The sequence below is a fragment of the Candidatus Aegiribacteria sp. genome, assembly GCA_021108005.1.
Classification (GTDB): domain Bacteria; phylum Fermentibacterota; class Fermentibacteria; order Fermentibacterales; family JCC-6; genus Aegiribacteria.
Map to the genome: position 1 here is coordinate 1 of JAIORS010000005.1, position 16,510 is coordinate 16,510.

Genomic DNA, 16,510 nt, shown 5'->3' on the forward strand with positions numbered 1-16,510 from the left:
GCAGTAAAATTGATGCTAACATGATGCCTCCCTACACCGATTGAGTTTTGACTAATCATAACCCTTCGCGATCGCAGAAGTCAAATAACTTTCGTATGTTAATCTATATCAATGTTTTATGGATTTGTACCGAATGACGCATAACTCCGGCTCACGATCCCGGCGTTCCTTCTTAATTATAGGAAAGTGGATTTTCCTCAATCTTATTAGCTACCGCAAAAACAGCTTATCCGTTTGCAGATGTCACCATTTCCCCGTCTGAAACTGACCATACGATATGAAATACCCGCAGTCAAACATCCTTTCCGTCAGATATGAACTGGAAACTCGGTATACGGATGTACTTCCCCCTGAAGGGAGTAGTGTTTCCTTAATGGCGACCCCAACGGGCAAAAGTTCAAAATCCTATTTGAGATTTCTATAAACATCCCTGCGATGACCAACCTTAACGATAAGAATGATCAATCTACGTGCTTGTATTTCATAGATAATACGATAATCTCCAGAGCGAACTCTATGATAAGAATTCTTCCCTCTCATTTTGGTTGTTTTCGGGTCATGTAGATTGTTACTAAGCTCCTCAATTCTCTTCTTGATTCGAACTAAGTCACGTTTTGGAAAGCGTTTAAGATTTTTCAGAGCAGCAGGTCTGAATTCAATGGAATACGTCACTGATCAGAAACCCAGGGATTTCCACACTTCTTCAGCTGAAATATTCTCGCCAGGCTCAGCTAAAGCTGCGTTAGCATCTTCAATATCCAGATGATCTTCAATCCTTTGAAGCAGTTCAAGTTCAGCAATGGAAACAAGTGCAGCGATGCTCTTACCTCTTCGAGTCAATACGATTGGTTCATTACCGTAAGCAACCTTGTTGATGATATCTGAAAAATTCATTCTTGCATCAGCAGTCGAAATAGTTTCAGGCATATGTTCCTTCCTTTCATTATCTGTACGTATTGTACCTTATGTACAAATCGTTGTCAAGTCTCGTAATCTGTTACTTTACAACTTCAAGAGATTAGCTTCCTTGAATAGATGTAAGTGTCACAAGTGACGTCCGGTCCCGGGAACGACTAATTACTGGTAGGGGAATTGTCTCACCAATATTGTCACGGAGGGAACTGTATACAGAGAGCGAAAGCAACCGCTTGTTACTGTATTACTTTATACAGTGAATAGATCACGTGGATAGAATGGGTATACACTCTGAAACTTCTGTACCGTCAGGAGACGGAGTTATCATTTTACTCAAATCACTGGTTTCCTCGTGTCCATGATCGGGATTCAACAAATTCTGCTGTGTCCAGTCTATCAGTATATTTTCCTTTTCGTTTGGATCAACCATAACTCTGAATCTGTTTCCGGGATAAAGGACACCGGGCTTTATCAGGTTCGCGTTTTCTATATATAGCATACTGTAGGGATCATGATCATTTGTGGTTATCTCCAGTTCTATCCGCATGATAGGTTCGTCTCCTGTCATTCTCGTTGTTTCATAAATCGAAACAAATCTGGCGACACCGATCAAGCCAGTATTCATGAGTCTGCTTGTCATTTTATGTGCTTTTCTTAAGCTCACGGACAGAGTAACGATTACCAGCAAAGGCACTGAGACAAGCAGTACTCCCGCGATAAAGTTACCATTTAGAAAAAATTGAATAAGCTTGTCAGGAAGTAGAATGCTTTGTACCACCAGAATGCTGCCCAGCAGGAAGAATGGAACAGCCAGTATTACTGATAGCCAACAGCAATTCCTTATGCGCAATTCCGGATTCATTCATGTCTCCCAAAGTTGTATTCACAAACTGTAGTACAATAATGAAGAGCTGTTGTTAAGATCGTATTAAGATTAATACAGGGAGATTTCGTAATTACAGGATTTACATGGTCGTTCGGCGGCGGTGGATCGGATGTTTTACTGATTAGAACGGACGATACCGGTGACTCCGTATTTCAGATAACCTACGGGGGAGGGAGCGCCGACAAGGGGCGATCTATTGACCTCACTTCCGATGGCGGATTCATCGTCGCCGGGGAGTATACAACTCCCGGTGCCGGCTGGCCTGACCTGTATCTCTTGAGACTCGGTCCTTATGTGGGCGTAGGCGAATATGACAGCGATACCCCTGATGGCATCTACTTCAAGGTGTTTCAGGATACGTCTGTCGAGAGTACGTTCGAGTAATCTAGCAACGTGCGGGTTCGATATTGAAAGTGCCCGTGGCTCTGACGGATAGATCTCCTGTGAAAAATTACGGGATTGACTCCACTCGGGAGTGTAAATATCGTGCATGCAATTACGACCGGAAGTTACAAATATTTTAGATCGGACTCCACTCAATGCGGGAAGAGAATGCAAACTGTGCAATTCGCTCCGATAACACAGCCGTAGTACACGGAGTAGCACCTGTAACTGCAGCTCTTCTGCTTGCTATGCTGTCAGTTTTTCCAGGATTGTTCGACTCGACTCTTACATCCCGTCTCGCGGTCTACCCGGTCTGCGCTCTGCTTGTCCTGTTCACAGGTAGAAAATGCATTCCTGTCTGGGCAATGGTCGCCGCAGCGATGCTTTCTTTCCTGCCTATGATTGGAATGCTTACGGCTTCCATACCGATACAGGGAATACTTCCAGCCGTGAAGTGGATCTCCTTCGGGCTGATCATTGCCGGAGCGGCGGGGATAGCAAGATCTGTCGGTTCCCGATCGATCTGGGTTTCACTGATGAGCGCATCGATAATAGCCGCAGTTATCGAAATAATTGTTCATAATAATAGTATATGGGGAAATACCAACAGACCTGGAGCTCTCCTGGCTGTCGGATTTGTAACAGCTGTAACAGGCGCTGGATTCAGAAGACCCTGGATAAGGATTCCCGCAGCGATTCTTACAGGCACTGCTCTCGTTCTAACAAATTTTGTTCTTGCATGGATAGCTGTAATTCTGGCACTGCTCTGGTTTTCCTGTAACCTGCTGAAGGAACTTCGTCCTGAAATCGTTCTAGGGGTTCTTTTCACAGGGCAGATCATTGTAACGGCATCTCCCGATATCACTCGCAGCATTGCTCCCTCTCTCGAAATCAGATGCCGCACATGGCAGGCGGGAGCTGGTCAGCTGATGCGGAACTTACCGATGGGAACCGGTTCCGGTCAGTCACGTCTGACCCTTATCCAGGATGCCGGCGAGAGCGTGCAGATACTTGCGGGAGATCCTGAGAAAAGGATAGACCACCTTCATTCCGATATCCTTACACCTTTAGTGGAATGGGGACTTGGCGGTTTTCTTCTTATCTTTCTTGCGGGATGGCTGATCATACGAAAGAAACACTTTGCAACTATCGAGGGCGCCCTTCTTCTCTGCATATTTCCTTTTCTGGCAGCTGATCTGCCGCTGGCAACTCCCCTTGGAGCTCTTCCTGTCGCTCTCTGTATCGGTGTTATCCTCAGCAGACCATCCAAAGACAGAACGATCCGTATCCCATTACCCGCACTGCTTATTTTACTGGCTGCAGCTCTTTTCTGGAGCATGATAATTATCAGGGGCTACAGTCTTCTGGAACGTGGTAGAGTGCTTGGTCTGTCCGGCACCGGATCACCTAACAGCACCTCGGTGATACTCGAGAGGGCATCTTCATGGATACCGTTCGAAGAGAGAACCTGGCTTTTCCTGGCCCAGGCTTATCTTGATGACGGAATGATACTTGCAGCCGGGAATGCTGCCGTGAAGTTCAACAGCATCTATCCTTCATACTGGAAAGGATGGGTGCTTCAGGCGATGACCGAAACAGCATCCGGGAGAGACCGTGATGCCGCCGATTCATACCTGAATGCTCTCAGGGTTGCTCCCATAACCCTTCCCGAGCGGTGTATTCTTGCATTGAACGCAGCAGCATTTCCTCCCGATGATGTTCACGATCTTATCATGATAGGAGAAGCCTGCTGCGATATGGTACTCCCGCCAACACAGGAAACAGCGGAAATAGCTGTTACCCGGGCCGACAGACTGGTCACTATAACGGAGGCACTCCCTGAATCCGAAAGAGCTCTTACCGAAAGAATGCTTATAGCAGCAGGTAAAACCCTTCTTAGTGTACACCGGGATGGAGGGGTTACCATTCCTGGGTTCGAGGCTGTCCTGCTTCGTATCCGCAATATGGCTATTCTGATCGATTTTGATAGACTGAACTGTGAACTCCAGAATCTCTTGGTTGAATGATGATTTTGTAGCTAATCACAAAACCAGTATTGACAACTGTTTCTAATATAGTAGTTATAATATTGATAGGAATTCTTGAACAAACTAAGGAGGACAAAATATGCGTTTTATGTTTATACTTATCTGTATAGCAGGTGTTGCACTTGCGTCCAATACAGATATAAGCCCTAATCCGGGTACACCGGGAGCAGCCGAAGCTGACCTTACTCAGCTTGACAGCTTCGATATCAATTCTCTCGGAGGCTGCGGCAGTGCTGTTGGTGTTGGCTTTGACGGCACCAACTTCTGGGTGACCGATGCTGGCGTCAACCTTGATATACTTATCATCAGTGGCGTCTCTCCTCATACCCTGATCACCTCGTTTGATCAGTTCATGACTTCCGGCTGGGGTCTGCGTGACCTTTGCTGGGACGGCACCTACATGTACGGCAGTGAGAGCAATCAGGTAGATTACTACGACGCTTCATACGCACATGCTGGCTGGTACTTCTGCAATGCGTGCAGTCCTAACAGAGCCCAGGGCTGGGACGGCACCTATTTCTACACAGGCAGTTTCTCCGAAACTATCTACCAGGTAACCTGGGACGGTGTCTCCGGCAGCACCGCTTCCTCAACAGTATGGTCCACCGCAGTCGCTAACGGCGGACTGTACGGATTAGCATGGGATGCCGGCGGCAACTGCATGTGGGCTTCAACAGCTTCCTCTGACGGCATGCTCTATCAGATTGATGCTTCAGGCGCTCTCCTTACTAGCTATTGTCTCCTTCCTGAATCCGCAGTTTCAGGTGGATGCACAATGGCTGACTACACCGTAGATGTCGATAAGTTATGGGTTCTTTCCCAGGATGATACTCCTAATAACATGGTCTATTGCTGGGAGACCGCTGTATCTCTCGAAAGAGACACCTGGGGATCCATCAAGACTGTATTCTAGGTCTTGTATACAAACTTGTCCTGATGGGAAGGGGCTTCTGCCCCTTCCCTTTTTAATTAGCCACTATGTTGAATGCCTGCAGAATTGTATATTTCAATCCTGTTCATAAAATCAGTATGATCCATCAATAACGAAGCATCACTGAGTTTCGTTTTTGTGTGAATAAAAAGGGAGGCTTCTCTTGAAAACACTTTTGACAGTAATCACAGTAACTGCAGGAGTGCTGTTATCTCTTATCTCGGGATGTTTCGGTTCTTCCGCTGCGAACGGAGATACCTGGCTCATTATCGTTGGAGCAGACACTGTAACGGTCTCTGAGATCGGGGACGCATGGAACGGATTGGATCAGGAGCAGCGGGAGTATTTTACAGGAAATGCTGACCCGGTCGGGCAGTACATACTGACTTATACAAGAAAACTTATCCTTCAGGCGGAACTTGAATCCGAAGGTTATTTATCAGATTCTGGTTTCGTATCCCGTGGTGATTCGTGGCTCATGTTCATTACAGTAGAGAAAGCCCATGAGTATTTCTTATCTGTTGCTGAAACTGCGGTTACCGTATCCGATCTTCAGTTTTACAGAAATCACATCGGTAAAGCCGTCTGGTACACACTCAATCCGGGTACCGATTCATCGGTCTCACACGGACCTGACCACCTGCCTGAGCTCACTTTTGAGCTTGCCCTTCATCTTGACACATTGTCCATCGGGCAGGCCGGCAGCAGTCAATCCGGAATCATAGCTAGACTCGATTCAGTTGAAGTAACGGACGCTGTTCTTATTTCCGAGGCACTCGCAGACACCGCAGCCTGTAATCGGATGGCAACCAACCGTATTGCTAATGGCAGAAACACTCGCTGGATGAACGGGATCAGGAATTCCATGGTAGAGGAGTACTCGATCTCAGTGGATACCGCCGCCCTGAACAGGCTTGTTGATTTCTATTCGGGTAATGGAGAACTGATCGAAGAAATCGTTGTCGAGTCTGACCTGGGCAACTGGAGCGCAGAAATGGTTAGGGATAGAATAGACTATCTTGAATCGAGAACGTATGTGCAGCCAACGTCCTTGACATGGCAGTTCTATTTCATCGAGAACCTTTCCTTCGGTTCATTTCTCTCGGATACGCTGCAGCGGGCGGCACCCCTGCTGGTGGATTTACTTCGAGCCGAAGCTGAATCCTATTTGTTCGATCTGGCATCTGAGAAATACTATGATGACATGGTTTCTTCAGAAGTTACCGTTTCCGAGTCTGATATCGAGGAAGAGTTTATCAATCTCGAAGAACCTTTCATTATAGAGGAGATGCGTTCACTGCAGACTGTCATTATACCTCCCGATCAATTGGAGGATTATCGGGCCGCCATTGGCGATGGAAACATTGATGATCATGTATCCACGCTTAATGGACTTGCATATCTTGCGGCAGATTCAGCCCACCCGCAGATTACCAGGTTTTTGAGAATGAGCGATATTCCGGGTGGCTTTGGCAGAGAGGTGTTCCTTATCGATCGATCTGACACAACAAGCTGGACGGGGCCATTTGAATTGACTGAAAGCACAGGATACGTTCTCTTCAGATTGATCGATGTAATACCGGAGAGGGAAGCCCTTCTGGAGGAGGCCAGAACTCCTCTCGAACTGATGGTCCGCGCCAGACTTGAAGAAGAGGCAACCATCGCATTGATGCAGCGGCTTGAATCTAAATACGAACCTCAGGTAAATGAAGAAGTCATTGAAAATCTTCCTGTAGACCCCGGTCTCTGGGCATCTCTTTAGAAATCTGAAAGACTCTGAACAATAGGAAAATGGGTTTTCTTGACTTGAAGAAGCTGTGATAATAGAATCCCTATTGGAAAGGTGGGATATATGAAATTTGTTACAGTTCTTTTGTTAATTATCACAGTACCTGCGTGCTTTTCAGACCCTGTAATCGACCTTACCCTGACCGCTCCGGACGGTGATATAACCGGTCTTGGTTTCGGAGAGGGACATCTATGGGCTGTTGACCAGAATTCCAATTACATCTACAAGCTGAATCCCTCCAATGGAGATGTAGTAGATTCCTGGTTATGCTCACAGGTAGGTTCTCGTACGCCTACTGGCCTTACTTGCTGCAGTAGTTACATCTTCATTGCTGCCGCCATTGCTCCAAATTACACAAGTGCTTACTGCTACAGGTATTCTTCCAGCGGGACTTACTTATCATCCTTCGACCTTGACTGTTGAGGAAGCGATCTGGACCAGAAGGTTTCTGGTCTCGCATCCAGCAGCAGTCATGTATTCGGTGCAGGAATAGATACGCAAACAATGAAAGAAACCGTTGAGAGATACAGTACTTCAGGCTATCTTCAATCCGGACCCTATCTATTTCAGCCTATCGGTCTTCCATCGTTCTACGATATCGCGTACGAGAGTGTAGATGGCACCGGAGACATCTGGTACGCCTGCGATAATTCCGATTCTCCGATAAAGGCTTTCAGTACAGCTGGTGTTCTCACAAGTTGCATCTGGAATTCGGTTGTTCCAGCTGCGCACGGCCTCTGTTTTGAAAGTGACAGGTATCTCTGGGCCAGTAATATCTATACTGACGAAATCTACAGGATCAACCTCTCACCCGAGGGTATCGAATCGGGAGATACCATTGACGGGATTTCTCTTACTTCAAACTCAAACCCTTTTGAATCTTCGGTTGTTATACTGTGTACAGGCCTGTCAGATGATGTTGAACTCAGAATATTCGATATCACCGGAAGAACAGTTCTCACATCGATTTTCGGAGGTTCCTTTACGTGGGGTGGCACAGATGAGTACGGTAACACTGTTCCCGCGGGTTCATATATCGTGAATGTCAGGAATGATGGATCTGTAAATACTTCACTGAAACTTGTAAAACTCTGAATCCGAACAGTTCTGTGAGTAATCCCCGGATATTAATCCGGGGATTATCTGTGACTGGCTATATTCGCAAAAACACCAATCAGTAACCGGTGTGCCACAAACGGGTTGATGTCATTCGCGCACTTATATTCGGTGCAGTAACACATGTGACTTGACACGAATAAATTCCCGTATTATTCTAATTCAAAATAATCTGAATAAGAAAAATAGAAAATCAGCGGAATGGAAGATTTCCTGATACTCATAAACAAAATAGTTAATTACTAATGGGTTCGTATATGAAAGGAGTTTGAAATATGACGAAATCCGGGATAGGTATCTGGATCATCGCAGTGCTGTTCATTACCGGTTTAGTGTACAGTCAGTCACCCGACACGCTCTGGACCAATGGTTACGGAGGATGGCTCTGGGATTATGCATATGATGTTAAATCTACAGACGATGGTGGTTTCATTACTGCCGGTTTGTCTAATTCCTACATTAGCGGTTCAATATATCTTCAGATGTATCTGGTAAAAACAAATGGCGATGGAGATATGCTCTGGTACAAGGTCATCGGACCGGAGTACAGCGATAGAGGATATTCGATTCAGATTACCGAAGATGGAGGCTTTATCATTACCGGCAGCAGCGAAGAGAATACTGGTGGTGACGGGTTAAATGTCTACCTGGTCCGAACCGATTGCAACGGGGATACTCTCTGGACAAAAACATACGGCGGCTCCCTGAAAGATGAGGGAGAGACTGTGGTGATAACAGAGGATCAGGGATTCGCTATAGCCGGATATACTTACTCTTACGGCGCAGGCGACAAAGACTTTTACCTGATACGGACGGATTCCAGCGGCGACACTCTCTGGACAAAAACCTATGGTGGCTCGGGCGACGATCTGGCCTGGTCGGTTGCAGCGGTCCCGGGTGGAGGATTTATCGTTGCAGGAAGAACAGCGTCATCGGGCGCGGGCAGCTGGGATGTCTGGCTGGTTCGAACCAATGCAGACGGGGACATGCTCTGGAACAAGACCTTCGGCGGTGGCGGATGGGATTCAGCTTTGGAAGTTCAATGCACAGCGGACAGTGGATTCATTGTCAACGGGTACACCATGTCATCCGGTGCCGGTCAGACGGATTACTATATGCTGAAGATCGATGCCTCCGGCAATCTCCTCTGGTCCCGTACTTATGGTGGGAGTAACTATGACAACGGTACCTGTATCGAGCAGCTTCCGGATGGCGGTTACCTTCTGGGCGGGTATACCAAATCGTTCGGAGACACCAACGGTGATTTCTGGATAATCAGAACCGATGCCAACGGTGACAGCCTGTGGAGCCAGATATACGGAGGTTCCGGAACAGAGCAACTCAACGGTATGGATCTGACCTTTGACGGCGGGTACGTTCTTGCCGGCAAGACCACGTCACTCGGCAATTCCTCATCCGTCTGGCTTATCCGGCTCGCACAGGATTGTACCGCTGTCGGCGAATCAGAATATGCGCAAAGCATGCCTTCCAGATTCTCTATTTCTCCGGTGACACCGAATCCGGTGTATTCTCACATGTCGTTTGATCTGCATACGATAGCCTCCGGGCCTGCCTATGTATCTGTTTACGATATTCATGGAAGGTGTGTTGATGTCATTTACAGCGGTCAACTTGCAGAAGGAACACGAAGTTTCATGTGGACAGTGCCGCAGACCATTGCTAACGGCACTTATATAGTAAGGGCATCGTGTGGTGATATTCACGCAGCAGTAAGGATTGCTGTTATCAAGTAAAGGTTTGCAGCAACCGGCAAGTTCGTCCGGGATGGCGAACAAGCCGGTTGCGCTCTTGTAGTGTTGGGGACAAAAAAGGAGATGATAATTGAAAGGACTCGATATAGTATCGGATTTCAGCAAACTTCAACTGCTTAGCAACAGGAACGCATTTCGGATACTGAAAGAACTTCAGAAAGCGCCGCAGTCGGGTGTTCAGCTGGCAGAGAAGCTGGGTATGAAAACACCAAGGGTGATCTATTACCTGAAAAAACTGGAATACTACGGTTTCGCAAGACAGATAGCACACAAACCGGTACGTGGAAACCGAGAGAAGTTCTACTGTGCGGTAGCTCAGAATTTTCTTTTATCAGCAGGGCTTGGTGAAACGGATGAACCGGAAAGCGGGATGAACACAAGTCTGAATAACTCGTATATCGAATACTTCCTGAAGCGTGATCTTGATCTCGATCTCAACGAGTTTGCGAGAGTCGTTCTTACTGACTATCTGGCGATTCAGCCTGAAGAGCGGGTGGTTGTATCTTTCGAGGAACAGAACATAGGTATCTATTTAAAAATTCTAATACATCTGCGTCGTATTGGAGCACATTACAGGACACTGGTCAGGGATCCTATCCTCGAGAGAGAAATACTGATGAATCTACCTGAGAAGGAAGTAATAATTTATTACAAAGACCTTGCTGAAACCGTGGACTGGGCAGATGTATGGATAGACATCAAGAGATCTGCGATTTCAGATAAAGATGGAGTTTCGAAAAAAAGGCTTGAATTCTTCACGGAAACGCGGAGGCAAGCTCTATTAGGCATCAATGAGAAGCCGGGCATGAGAGCTGTTATCATATCCATACCGAGATTCGAAGAAAGATTCCACACTGATCCTGACGCACTTGAAAAATTGACCATGTTCTGGAAAGCTGCTTCAGCTAGCGCTGACGAACTCAATAATGCCCGGGATCTTGCAGACAGAATACGTAACTTCACGAATTTCAGTATTCACACCGGCCAGGACAATGTGCTGCCTGTTTCAGTAGATCGTGAAAAATTCATAATAGATGCGGGGCCATTCTCTTTATCGAAAACCAGCAATGTGTTCTGCATTCCGTCCGGGGAGATTACGTTCGTTCCCGTTTCGTCAGGATTTTCAGGAAGCATATACATGGACTACTGTGAGCTGGATAATGCGGAATCAAAGGGAATTAACCTGAAAATTAAAAACGGTTTGGTTACAGAATGCCGGGTTGAAAGTGACGATAAGCGGCTGGAGGAGTACTTCAGAACAGCTGACCTTCAGGAAAAGACCGTAAGTCAGGTCGGCTTCGGGCTGAATCCCGCGGCCGGATCGTTGTCATACATCCCAAAACTCGATACCAAGATATTCGGTAGTTTTCACCTTTCATTCGGGGACAATCGAGCTGTTGGAGGGAATATCACGGGGTACACAGGCTGGGATATCATTACTGAGAAACCTAAGATAACCTGTAACGACAAAATTATATTAGATAATGGTATTTTTGACATATAATATGCGCTACGAGAAGAAGGAGTTGCCATGAAATCCTATCGCATCATTTTGCTGAAAGCATCAACTTTGCTGTCTGTGATGTTGTTTGTATTGATCACTGATACTCACGCTTCAGTTTCTCCCGATGCTCATCATCCAGCCCGTGGAATATGTTCTTCCTATTCTGATAATTACCTCGATCTGGAATCTCCTGTTCCAGGTCCGTTAACCGCACCGGTACCGATGCCTAACTGGCCCCAGAGTATCGGAATGACTCAGTATTATCCTCCATCCGGTGTGTGTCTCGCTGATATCTTTGGCGATGGCTTTCTCGAAATTATCGCCACCTCCTCAAATGGTTCTGTTCATGTTTTTGACTATCAGGGTAACGATATTCCCGGATGGCCAAAGACAGGACTTGAACAAATACGATCCAAAGTAGCTGTCGGAGATATTGACTCTGATTATCCAGGGCTGGAAATAGTTGCCGTTGGTGTACCATGTACTCTGTATGTCTGGCATAGTGATGGAACTCCGGTTCCCGGATGGCCACGGGCTGCCAATTTAGCTGGACACCTGAGGGCACCTGTTATTTTCGATGTGGACGGTGATGGTGATCTTGAGATAATACTCGGAAAAGGCGATGTCTGTATTTACAACCACGACGGAACGATATATCCCGGCTGGCCCCAATCGATAGGCTCAGTCGCAACGCCTTCGGTAGCGGATGTTGATAACGACGGAGTGGTTGAGATATGCGCGGTTTCGTACAATTCCATATACCTCTGGGATAAGGATGGCAATCCGGAACCGGGCTGGCCCCTTATAGATGTTGCAGGAGCGACAAGCTACGCTCAACCTGTACTCGCTGATCTTGATGATGACGGAGACCTGGAAATCCTTCATGCTCATTATGATCAATGGAGTGTACCCTCTCAAAATCATGTTGCCATCTATCATCATGACGGAACGAATTTCAATAACTGGCCATTTAATTATCCCGGGCCACATACCTACATCACCCCTGTGGTTGGCGATATCGATAATGACGATGACCTGGAGATATTCGGCGGCGGTCATACCTTTGATCTGCAGGCCAGACATCACACAGGTGCGATCGTTTCGGGCTGGCCTGTATCAGCACTGAGCGCCCTGGAATGCTCACCCATAGTATTCGATGTTGACGGTGACGGTTTCAGAGAAGTCGTCTTTGGTGAGAACTGGCCCGGTGCAAATGGTTTTTTGTACGCATTCAACGGTGACGGTTCAGCGGTCGAAGACTGGCCGATATCGATCAATGCACCATCTTATGTGAACAGCGCCGCCGTAGGTGATGTGGACGATGATGGGGATATCGAAATAGCATTTATGACCGGCAACGGAACGGTGAACCTGTGGACTATTGAAAATGTTCCTTACAGGCCATATCTGACTGAATGGGGAACGTATTTCCACGATAACTGGAATACCGGCTGGATGCATCCGCTTGCTCCGTTGAATCCTGTTGTCTTTAACTCAGGGGCTGCAAACCATCTGACCTGGAACGCCAATACAGAACTGGATATCGCCGGTTACAACATCTACAGAAGCGATATCTCAGGTGGACCCTATACCAAAATCAACGGTACAGTGGTTACAGATACACTCTATTCTGATGCTTCAGGAACAATTGATCACTTTTATTGCATATCTGCTGTAATCATGGCTTGCACTGAGTCCAGGCTCAGCGTTGAAGCAACTACCCAGACAGGTATTGCCGCAACTGCCTATGAACAATACGGATCGTTCAACATATCCTCCTTCCCGAATCCCTTCAGCGCAAATACTACGATCAGCTTCTCGGTGCCCATTGAGCTAGCCGGAAACGCAGAATTAAGCATCTACGACCTGAATGGGCGGAGAGTGAAAACCCTGTTTAATGAAATCCACCCCGCAGGAGATTATTCGATTATCTGGGACGCAACTGATGATTTGGGGAGAAATTCTACTCCGGGAATTTACTTCTATCGATTGAGAGTGGGAAGCTGCTATGGCGAAATAAAGAAAGTAACACTTTTGCATTCCATGTAGAAAAAATTGCGATAAGTGGAAGATTTATGAACAGTACAAACGAAGTAAACAGAAAGGTGGTACTGAATTGTCAGCAAAACGAACAAGTATTAATTTGATCATCACATTAGTCCTCACTCTCCCGTTATTCGCGCTTCATAGTGATCCGGCTTTGTATGAATGCGTCGGTTCCCGCGATGTTTCCGGGAACACTGCTGAATATCCCGTTTATCCTCCCGCAACGCTTGATCAGAAATCACCAACCTTCACTGTAAACCATACTGAAAACGGCACCGAAGTAACCATCAACGTTACATCGAGCGAAGACCTGTTTCAGGGATGGGTTACCGGTAAGAGCATCTGGTCAGACACAAACTGGGACTACTGGTGGCTCAACACTCGGATCACATCGGATGCGAATAACACCATCTATGCCGCCGTAAAGCTTTACGAATACTGTAATCCATCCAGTAATTTCGATATGTATGTTCTCGAGAACAATGGCGATATAAGCGAGTCGTTCCTCGACTGGAACGGCCCGGGAAGCAATCCTCTTATCGTCAATAATCCCGATCCTAACATCTACATAGAACAGCCAACCCTGGATAGAGAAGGAGCGATCGACTCGGACAACAACACATACCTTATCTACACCAACGGCGGCACAAACATTATCCTTACCAAGTTGGATCCCGACGGCACCGTACTCATCAACGGTATCAACATTGTCGTGGGGGCCAATGCCTGGACAAATGAAGCACGCACCGCAGTTGCTCCTGATGACAGGATATATGTTGTATGGTCTGAAAGTCTCCACGATATCCAGTACACATATTCAGACGACGGCGGAGATACAGGCACGTGGTCGACCCCGACATCCATCTGTTACAACGCGTCCAATCAATTGTGCAAACCACAGGTATGCTGTGACACCAACGGCAACGTTCATGTGATCTGGCAGAATGCCAGCAGGCTTGCATACATGAAGCTCCTGCCGGACGGTACCGTATCCATCGACGAGAGTTTCCTTACTTCAGGCGGTGTCTGGTCACCAATGATGAGTATAGATGATCAGAACAATTTGAACATAGTCTGGGGAACAGGTAGTCAGGGCTCCAATTCAGTCTACTATACGAAGATCGACGGAAACCTCGACGGAGGCGGTGTTTCCATGAGTGACGATGATCTCTCTATTATCCAGGAAGCTGCTTTTGTTGTCAGCAACGATATCAGGTACGCTAAATGCATTACTGACGATTACATGAACGTTCACGCGGTTTACGAACAGGGCGAATACGGGCGTCACCATCCAAAGGCCATGAAATACATCAAGAGGAACGGTGTTCCGCTGTTGAGGATAGTATGTCCCGATGAATCCGTTCTGTTCGTGGAAATGACCGGAAGCGGCATGGACTGGGAGGGAACTTTCACCCCTCCGATTAATGGAAGTTATTCCGCAGGAATTTCCGGTTCGGACGCCGATGGCAACACGGGCACGGATACCTATGTATTCGAGTATCCCGATACCGGTATAGAGTTACAGAGCGGTTTAGCTGTCTCGGGCGTCTCCTGTTCTCCGAATCCGTTCAGCGGATCGATCAGTTTCTCCTATGTCCTTTCGGAAACAGGCAATGTCAGAGTAAACATCTACGATATGAGAGGTCGTCTGATCGAAACACTCATGAACGAGGAACAGCAGGTCGGTCTCCATTCCATTAACTGGAACGCATCCGGTATGAACCCGGGTATTTACCTGTGTCGTATCTCTTCCGGCGTTGTCTCCGAGACTTTGAGATGTGTTGTTGTGGCAGAATAATTACGAGTTACCTGCAGCGAGCACAATTTCCATCAGATTCTGTTATCTGCGCGGACAAAGAGCAGGAAGATCACGGAAAATACGGAGTTTGTAATCAGAAAGTTTTCTAAGTGTTTCGTGTATAAGAGATGTTTTCCCGTTCGTTACTCGCCCTGTAGAAATACATCCTGTCCGGGGATGAAGCCTATCCTGTAAGGATAATGTTCCCGAAGTAGAGACATGATTACCGCTCCGTAATACGCGAAACGGGCGCGACCCTTGTTTCCCCGGTACAGGCGTTGATAACTGGAATCTTCATATCGTTCTCTTTTCGCAGATAAACTCGCAATATTCATTCCCTTCGAAAATCGTATTACCAGGCCCGTTTCTATGAAACAGAACTTCGTCGGGGCAATAAATATTGTAAAGGGCATTGTCTACATTACACATTATCTCCGTAAGTTCAGGAACACCAAGCTGTTTAAAGAGACCCTTGTGTAAACAGCTTCGTACCCTGAAATGATATTTATGGTGCGACGATTCAATGGTCTCCTTGATATTGGTTCTTGTAGGACCCTCAGAGATAGCCATCTCGTGGTACTTTTTCAAACTCTCAAACGAACGCTCGGTTTCAGCATACCGAAAATTTCCAAGCTGTACCGAGATCGCCACAGGAATCATGATAGCCTTTACGGTTGACAAAGCTCGTTCTTTATCAACTTTCTCTTTCAGCAGGATATACATCGAAGAAATCATTGCAACCTGGGTCTTTATATCCATCGAAAGCTTTCGGGGTAATTGCCTCTTCAATCGGGAGGCTTTCAACGCCGTTCTAACCAAAAACCAGAATGGTCTTTTTACATATCCCTTCAGCCCTCCATAAACAATGAATACAGTCGATGGGGTCGCTTTGTGTTCAATAGATGTTATTAGCATTTCTTTCCTTTTCTTAAGTGATTACTATCTTAACGGTGTAAAGATACATCGCATCTTAACATTGTCAAGATATGTCTTTCGATATTGATTCAGATTCTAGAAAAGGAGAAACAATCATGGCCGAGATGCCAGTACACTGTCAGGTATTAGTTGTCGGGAGATTGCGAAGTTATTTGGTGTTCCTGCAAGGCACGGAAGAAGGCGCATAGCAACGCTATGTAACTGATTCCGTAACGTCGCAGGGGCATCAAAGAACGAGCAGGACACGACAGATAATGCCTGACAGTGTACTAGATTAACAGTCTTATTTCAGGTTCACCATTCTGCCCGTAAATACACTGGAATCGATATTCAGACTGTAGTAGTAAACCCCCGGGGGAACAACATTTCCGTTATCATCTCTGCA

The 16,510-nt window shown here is 46.6% G+C and carries 14 protein-coding genes; 9 read left to right on the forward strand and 5 right to left on the reverse strand.

The annotated features are described in order from the left end of the window. Nucleotides 1-405: 405 nt before the first annotated feature. The 4 genes from K8S15_00215 to K8S15_00230 all read right to left on the reverse strand — a co-directional run bounded on the left by K8S15_00215 (nucleotide 406) and on the right by K8S15_00230 (nucleotide 2,293). The gene (locus K8S15_00215; protein ID MCD4774456.1) at nucleotides 406-672 is read right to left on the reverse strand and encodes a type II toxin-antitoxin system RelE/ParE family toxin; all 267 of its coding nucleotides are present in this window, start codon (nucleotides 670-672) and stop codon (nucleotides 406-408) included. Between the two features lie 3 nt (nucleotides 673-675). Further along, the gene (locus K8S15_00220) at nucleotides 676-927 is read right to left on the reverse strand and encodes a type II toxin-antitoxin system Phd/YefM family antitoxin (protein MCD4774457.1); all 252 of its coding nucleotides are present in this window, start codon (nucleotides 925-927) and stop codon (nucleotides 676-678) included. 253 nt (nucleotides 928-1,180) lie between these two features. After that, nucleotides 1,181-1,777 carry a hypothetical protein gene (locus K8S15_00225; protein ID MCD4774458.1) on the reverse strand — a complete coding sequence of 199 codons (597 nt, stop codon included), beginning with the start codon at nucleotides 1,775-1,777 and terminating at the stop codon, nucleotides 1,181-1,183. A gap of 138 nt (nucleotides 1,778-1,915) precedes the next feature. Then, on the reverse strand, nucleotides 1,916-2,293 hold the full coding sequence (locus K8S15_00230) for a hypothetical protein (protein MCD4774459.1): 378 nt from the start codon (nucleotides 2,291-2,293) through the stop codon (nucleotides 1,916-1,918). A gap of 47 nt (nucleotides 2,294-2,340) precedes the next feature. Here K8S15_00230 and K8S15_00235 point away from each other — a divergent pair, with 47 nt between their 5' ends. The 9 genes from K8S15_00235 to K8S15_00275 all read left to right on the forward strand — a co-directional run bounded on the left by K8S15_00235 (nucleotide 2,341) and on the right by K8S15_00275 (nucleotide 15,189). Next, nucleotides 2,341-4,212: a hypothetical protein gene (locus K8S15_00235; GenBank protein ID MCD4774460.1), complete on the forward strand. Its 1,872-nt coding sequence runs from the start codon at nucleotides 2,341-2,343 to the stop codon at nucleotides 4,210-4,212. 100 nt (nucleotides 4,213-4,312) lie between these two features. Beyond that, nucleotides 4,313-5,146 carry a hypothetical protein gene (locus K8S15_00240; protein MCD4774461.1) on the forward strand — a complete coding sequence of 278 codons (834 nt, stop codon included), beginning with the start codon at nucleotides 4,313-4,315 and terminating at the stop codon, nucleotides 5,144-5,146. A 181-nt stretch (nucleotides 5,147-5,327) separates the two neighbouring features. Further along, complete coding sequence (locus K8S15_00245) at nucleotides 5,328-6,926, forward strand: hypothetical protein (protein MCD4774462.1); 1,599 nt, start codon at nucleotides 5,328-5,330, stop codon at nucleotides 6,924-6,926. A 90-nt stretch (nucleotides 6,927-7,016) separates the two neighbouring features. Beyond that, entirely contained in the window at nucleotides 7,017-7,376 is a 360-nt protein-coding gene (locus tag K8S15_00250; protein ID MCD4774463.1) for a hypothetical protein, read from the forward strand. 81 nt (nucleotides 7,377-7,457) lie between these two features. Then, nucleotides 7,458-8,048, forward strand: coding sequence for a T9SS type A sorting domain-containing protein (locus K8S15_00255; GenBank protein MCD4774464.1), 591 nt, complete (start codon nucleotides 7,458-7,460; stop codon nucleotides 8,046-8,048). Between the two features lie 296 nt (nucleotides 8,049-8,344). Further along, a complete protein-coding gene (locus K8S15_00260; GenBank protein ID MCD4774465.1) occupies nucleotides 8,345-9,823 on the forward strand; it encodes a T9SS type A sorting domain-containing protein in 1,479 nt (492 codons plus the stop codon). Nucleotides 9,824-9,911: 88 nt separating this feature from the next. Next, nucleotides 9,912-11,345 carry an aminopeptidase gene (locus K8S15_00265; GenBank protein ID MCD4774466.1) on the forward strand — a complete coding sequence of 478 codons (1,434 nt, stop codon included), beginning with the start codon at nucleotides 9,912-9,914 and terminating at the stop codon, nucleotides 11,343-11,345. 27 nt (nucleotides 11,346-11,372) lie between these two features. Next, the gene (locus tag K8S15_00270) at nucleotides 11,373-13,394 is read left to right on the forward strand and encodes an FG-GAP-like repeat-containing protein (GenBank protein ID MCD4774467.1); all 2,022 of its coding nucleotides are present in this window, start codon (nucleotides 11,373-11,375) and stop codon (nucleotides 13,392-13,394) included. Between the two features lie 67 nt (nucleotides 13,395-13,461). After that, the gene (locus K8S15_00275) at nucleotides 13,462-15,189 is read left to right on the forward strand and encodes a T9SS type A sorting domain-containing protein (protein MCD4774468.1); all 1,728 of its coding nucleotides are present in this window, start codon (nucleotides 13,462-13,464) and stop codon (nucleotides 15,187-15,189) included. 294 nt (nucleotides 15,190-15,483) lie between these two features. Here the strand turns inward: K8S15_00275 and K8S15_00280 are convergent, their stop codons facing one another. After that, nucleotides 15,484-16,104: an L-2-amino-thiazoline-4-carboxylic acid hydrolase gene (locus K8S15_00280; protein ID MCD4774469.1), complete on the reverse strand. Its 621-nt coding sequence runs from the start codon at nucleotides 16,102-16,104 to the stop codon at nucleotides 15,484-15,486. Nucleotides 16,105-16,510: the final 406 nt, after the last annotated feature.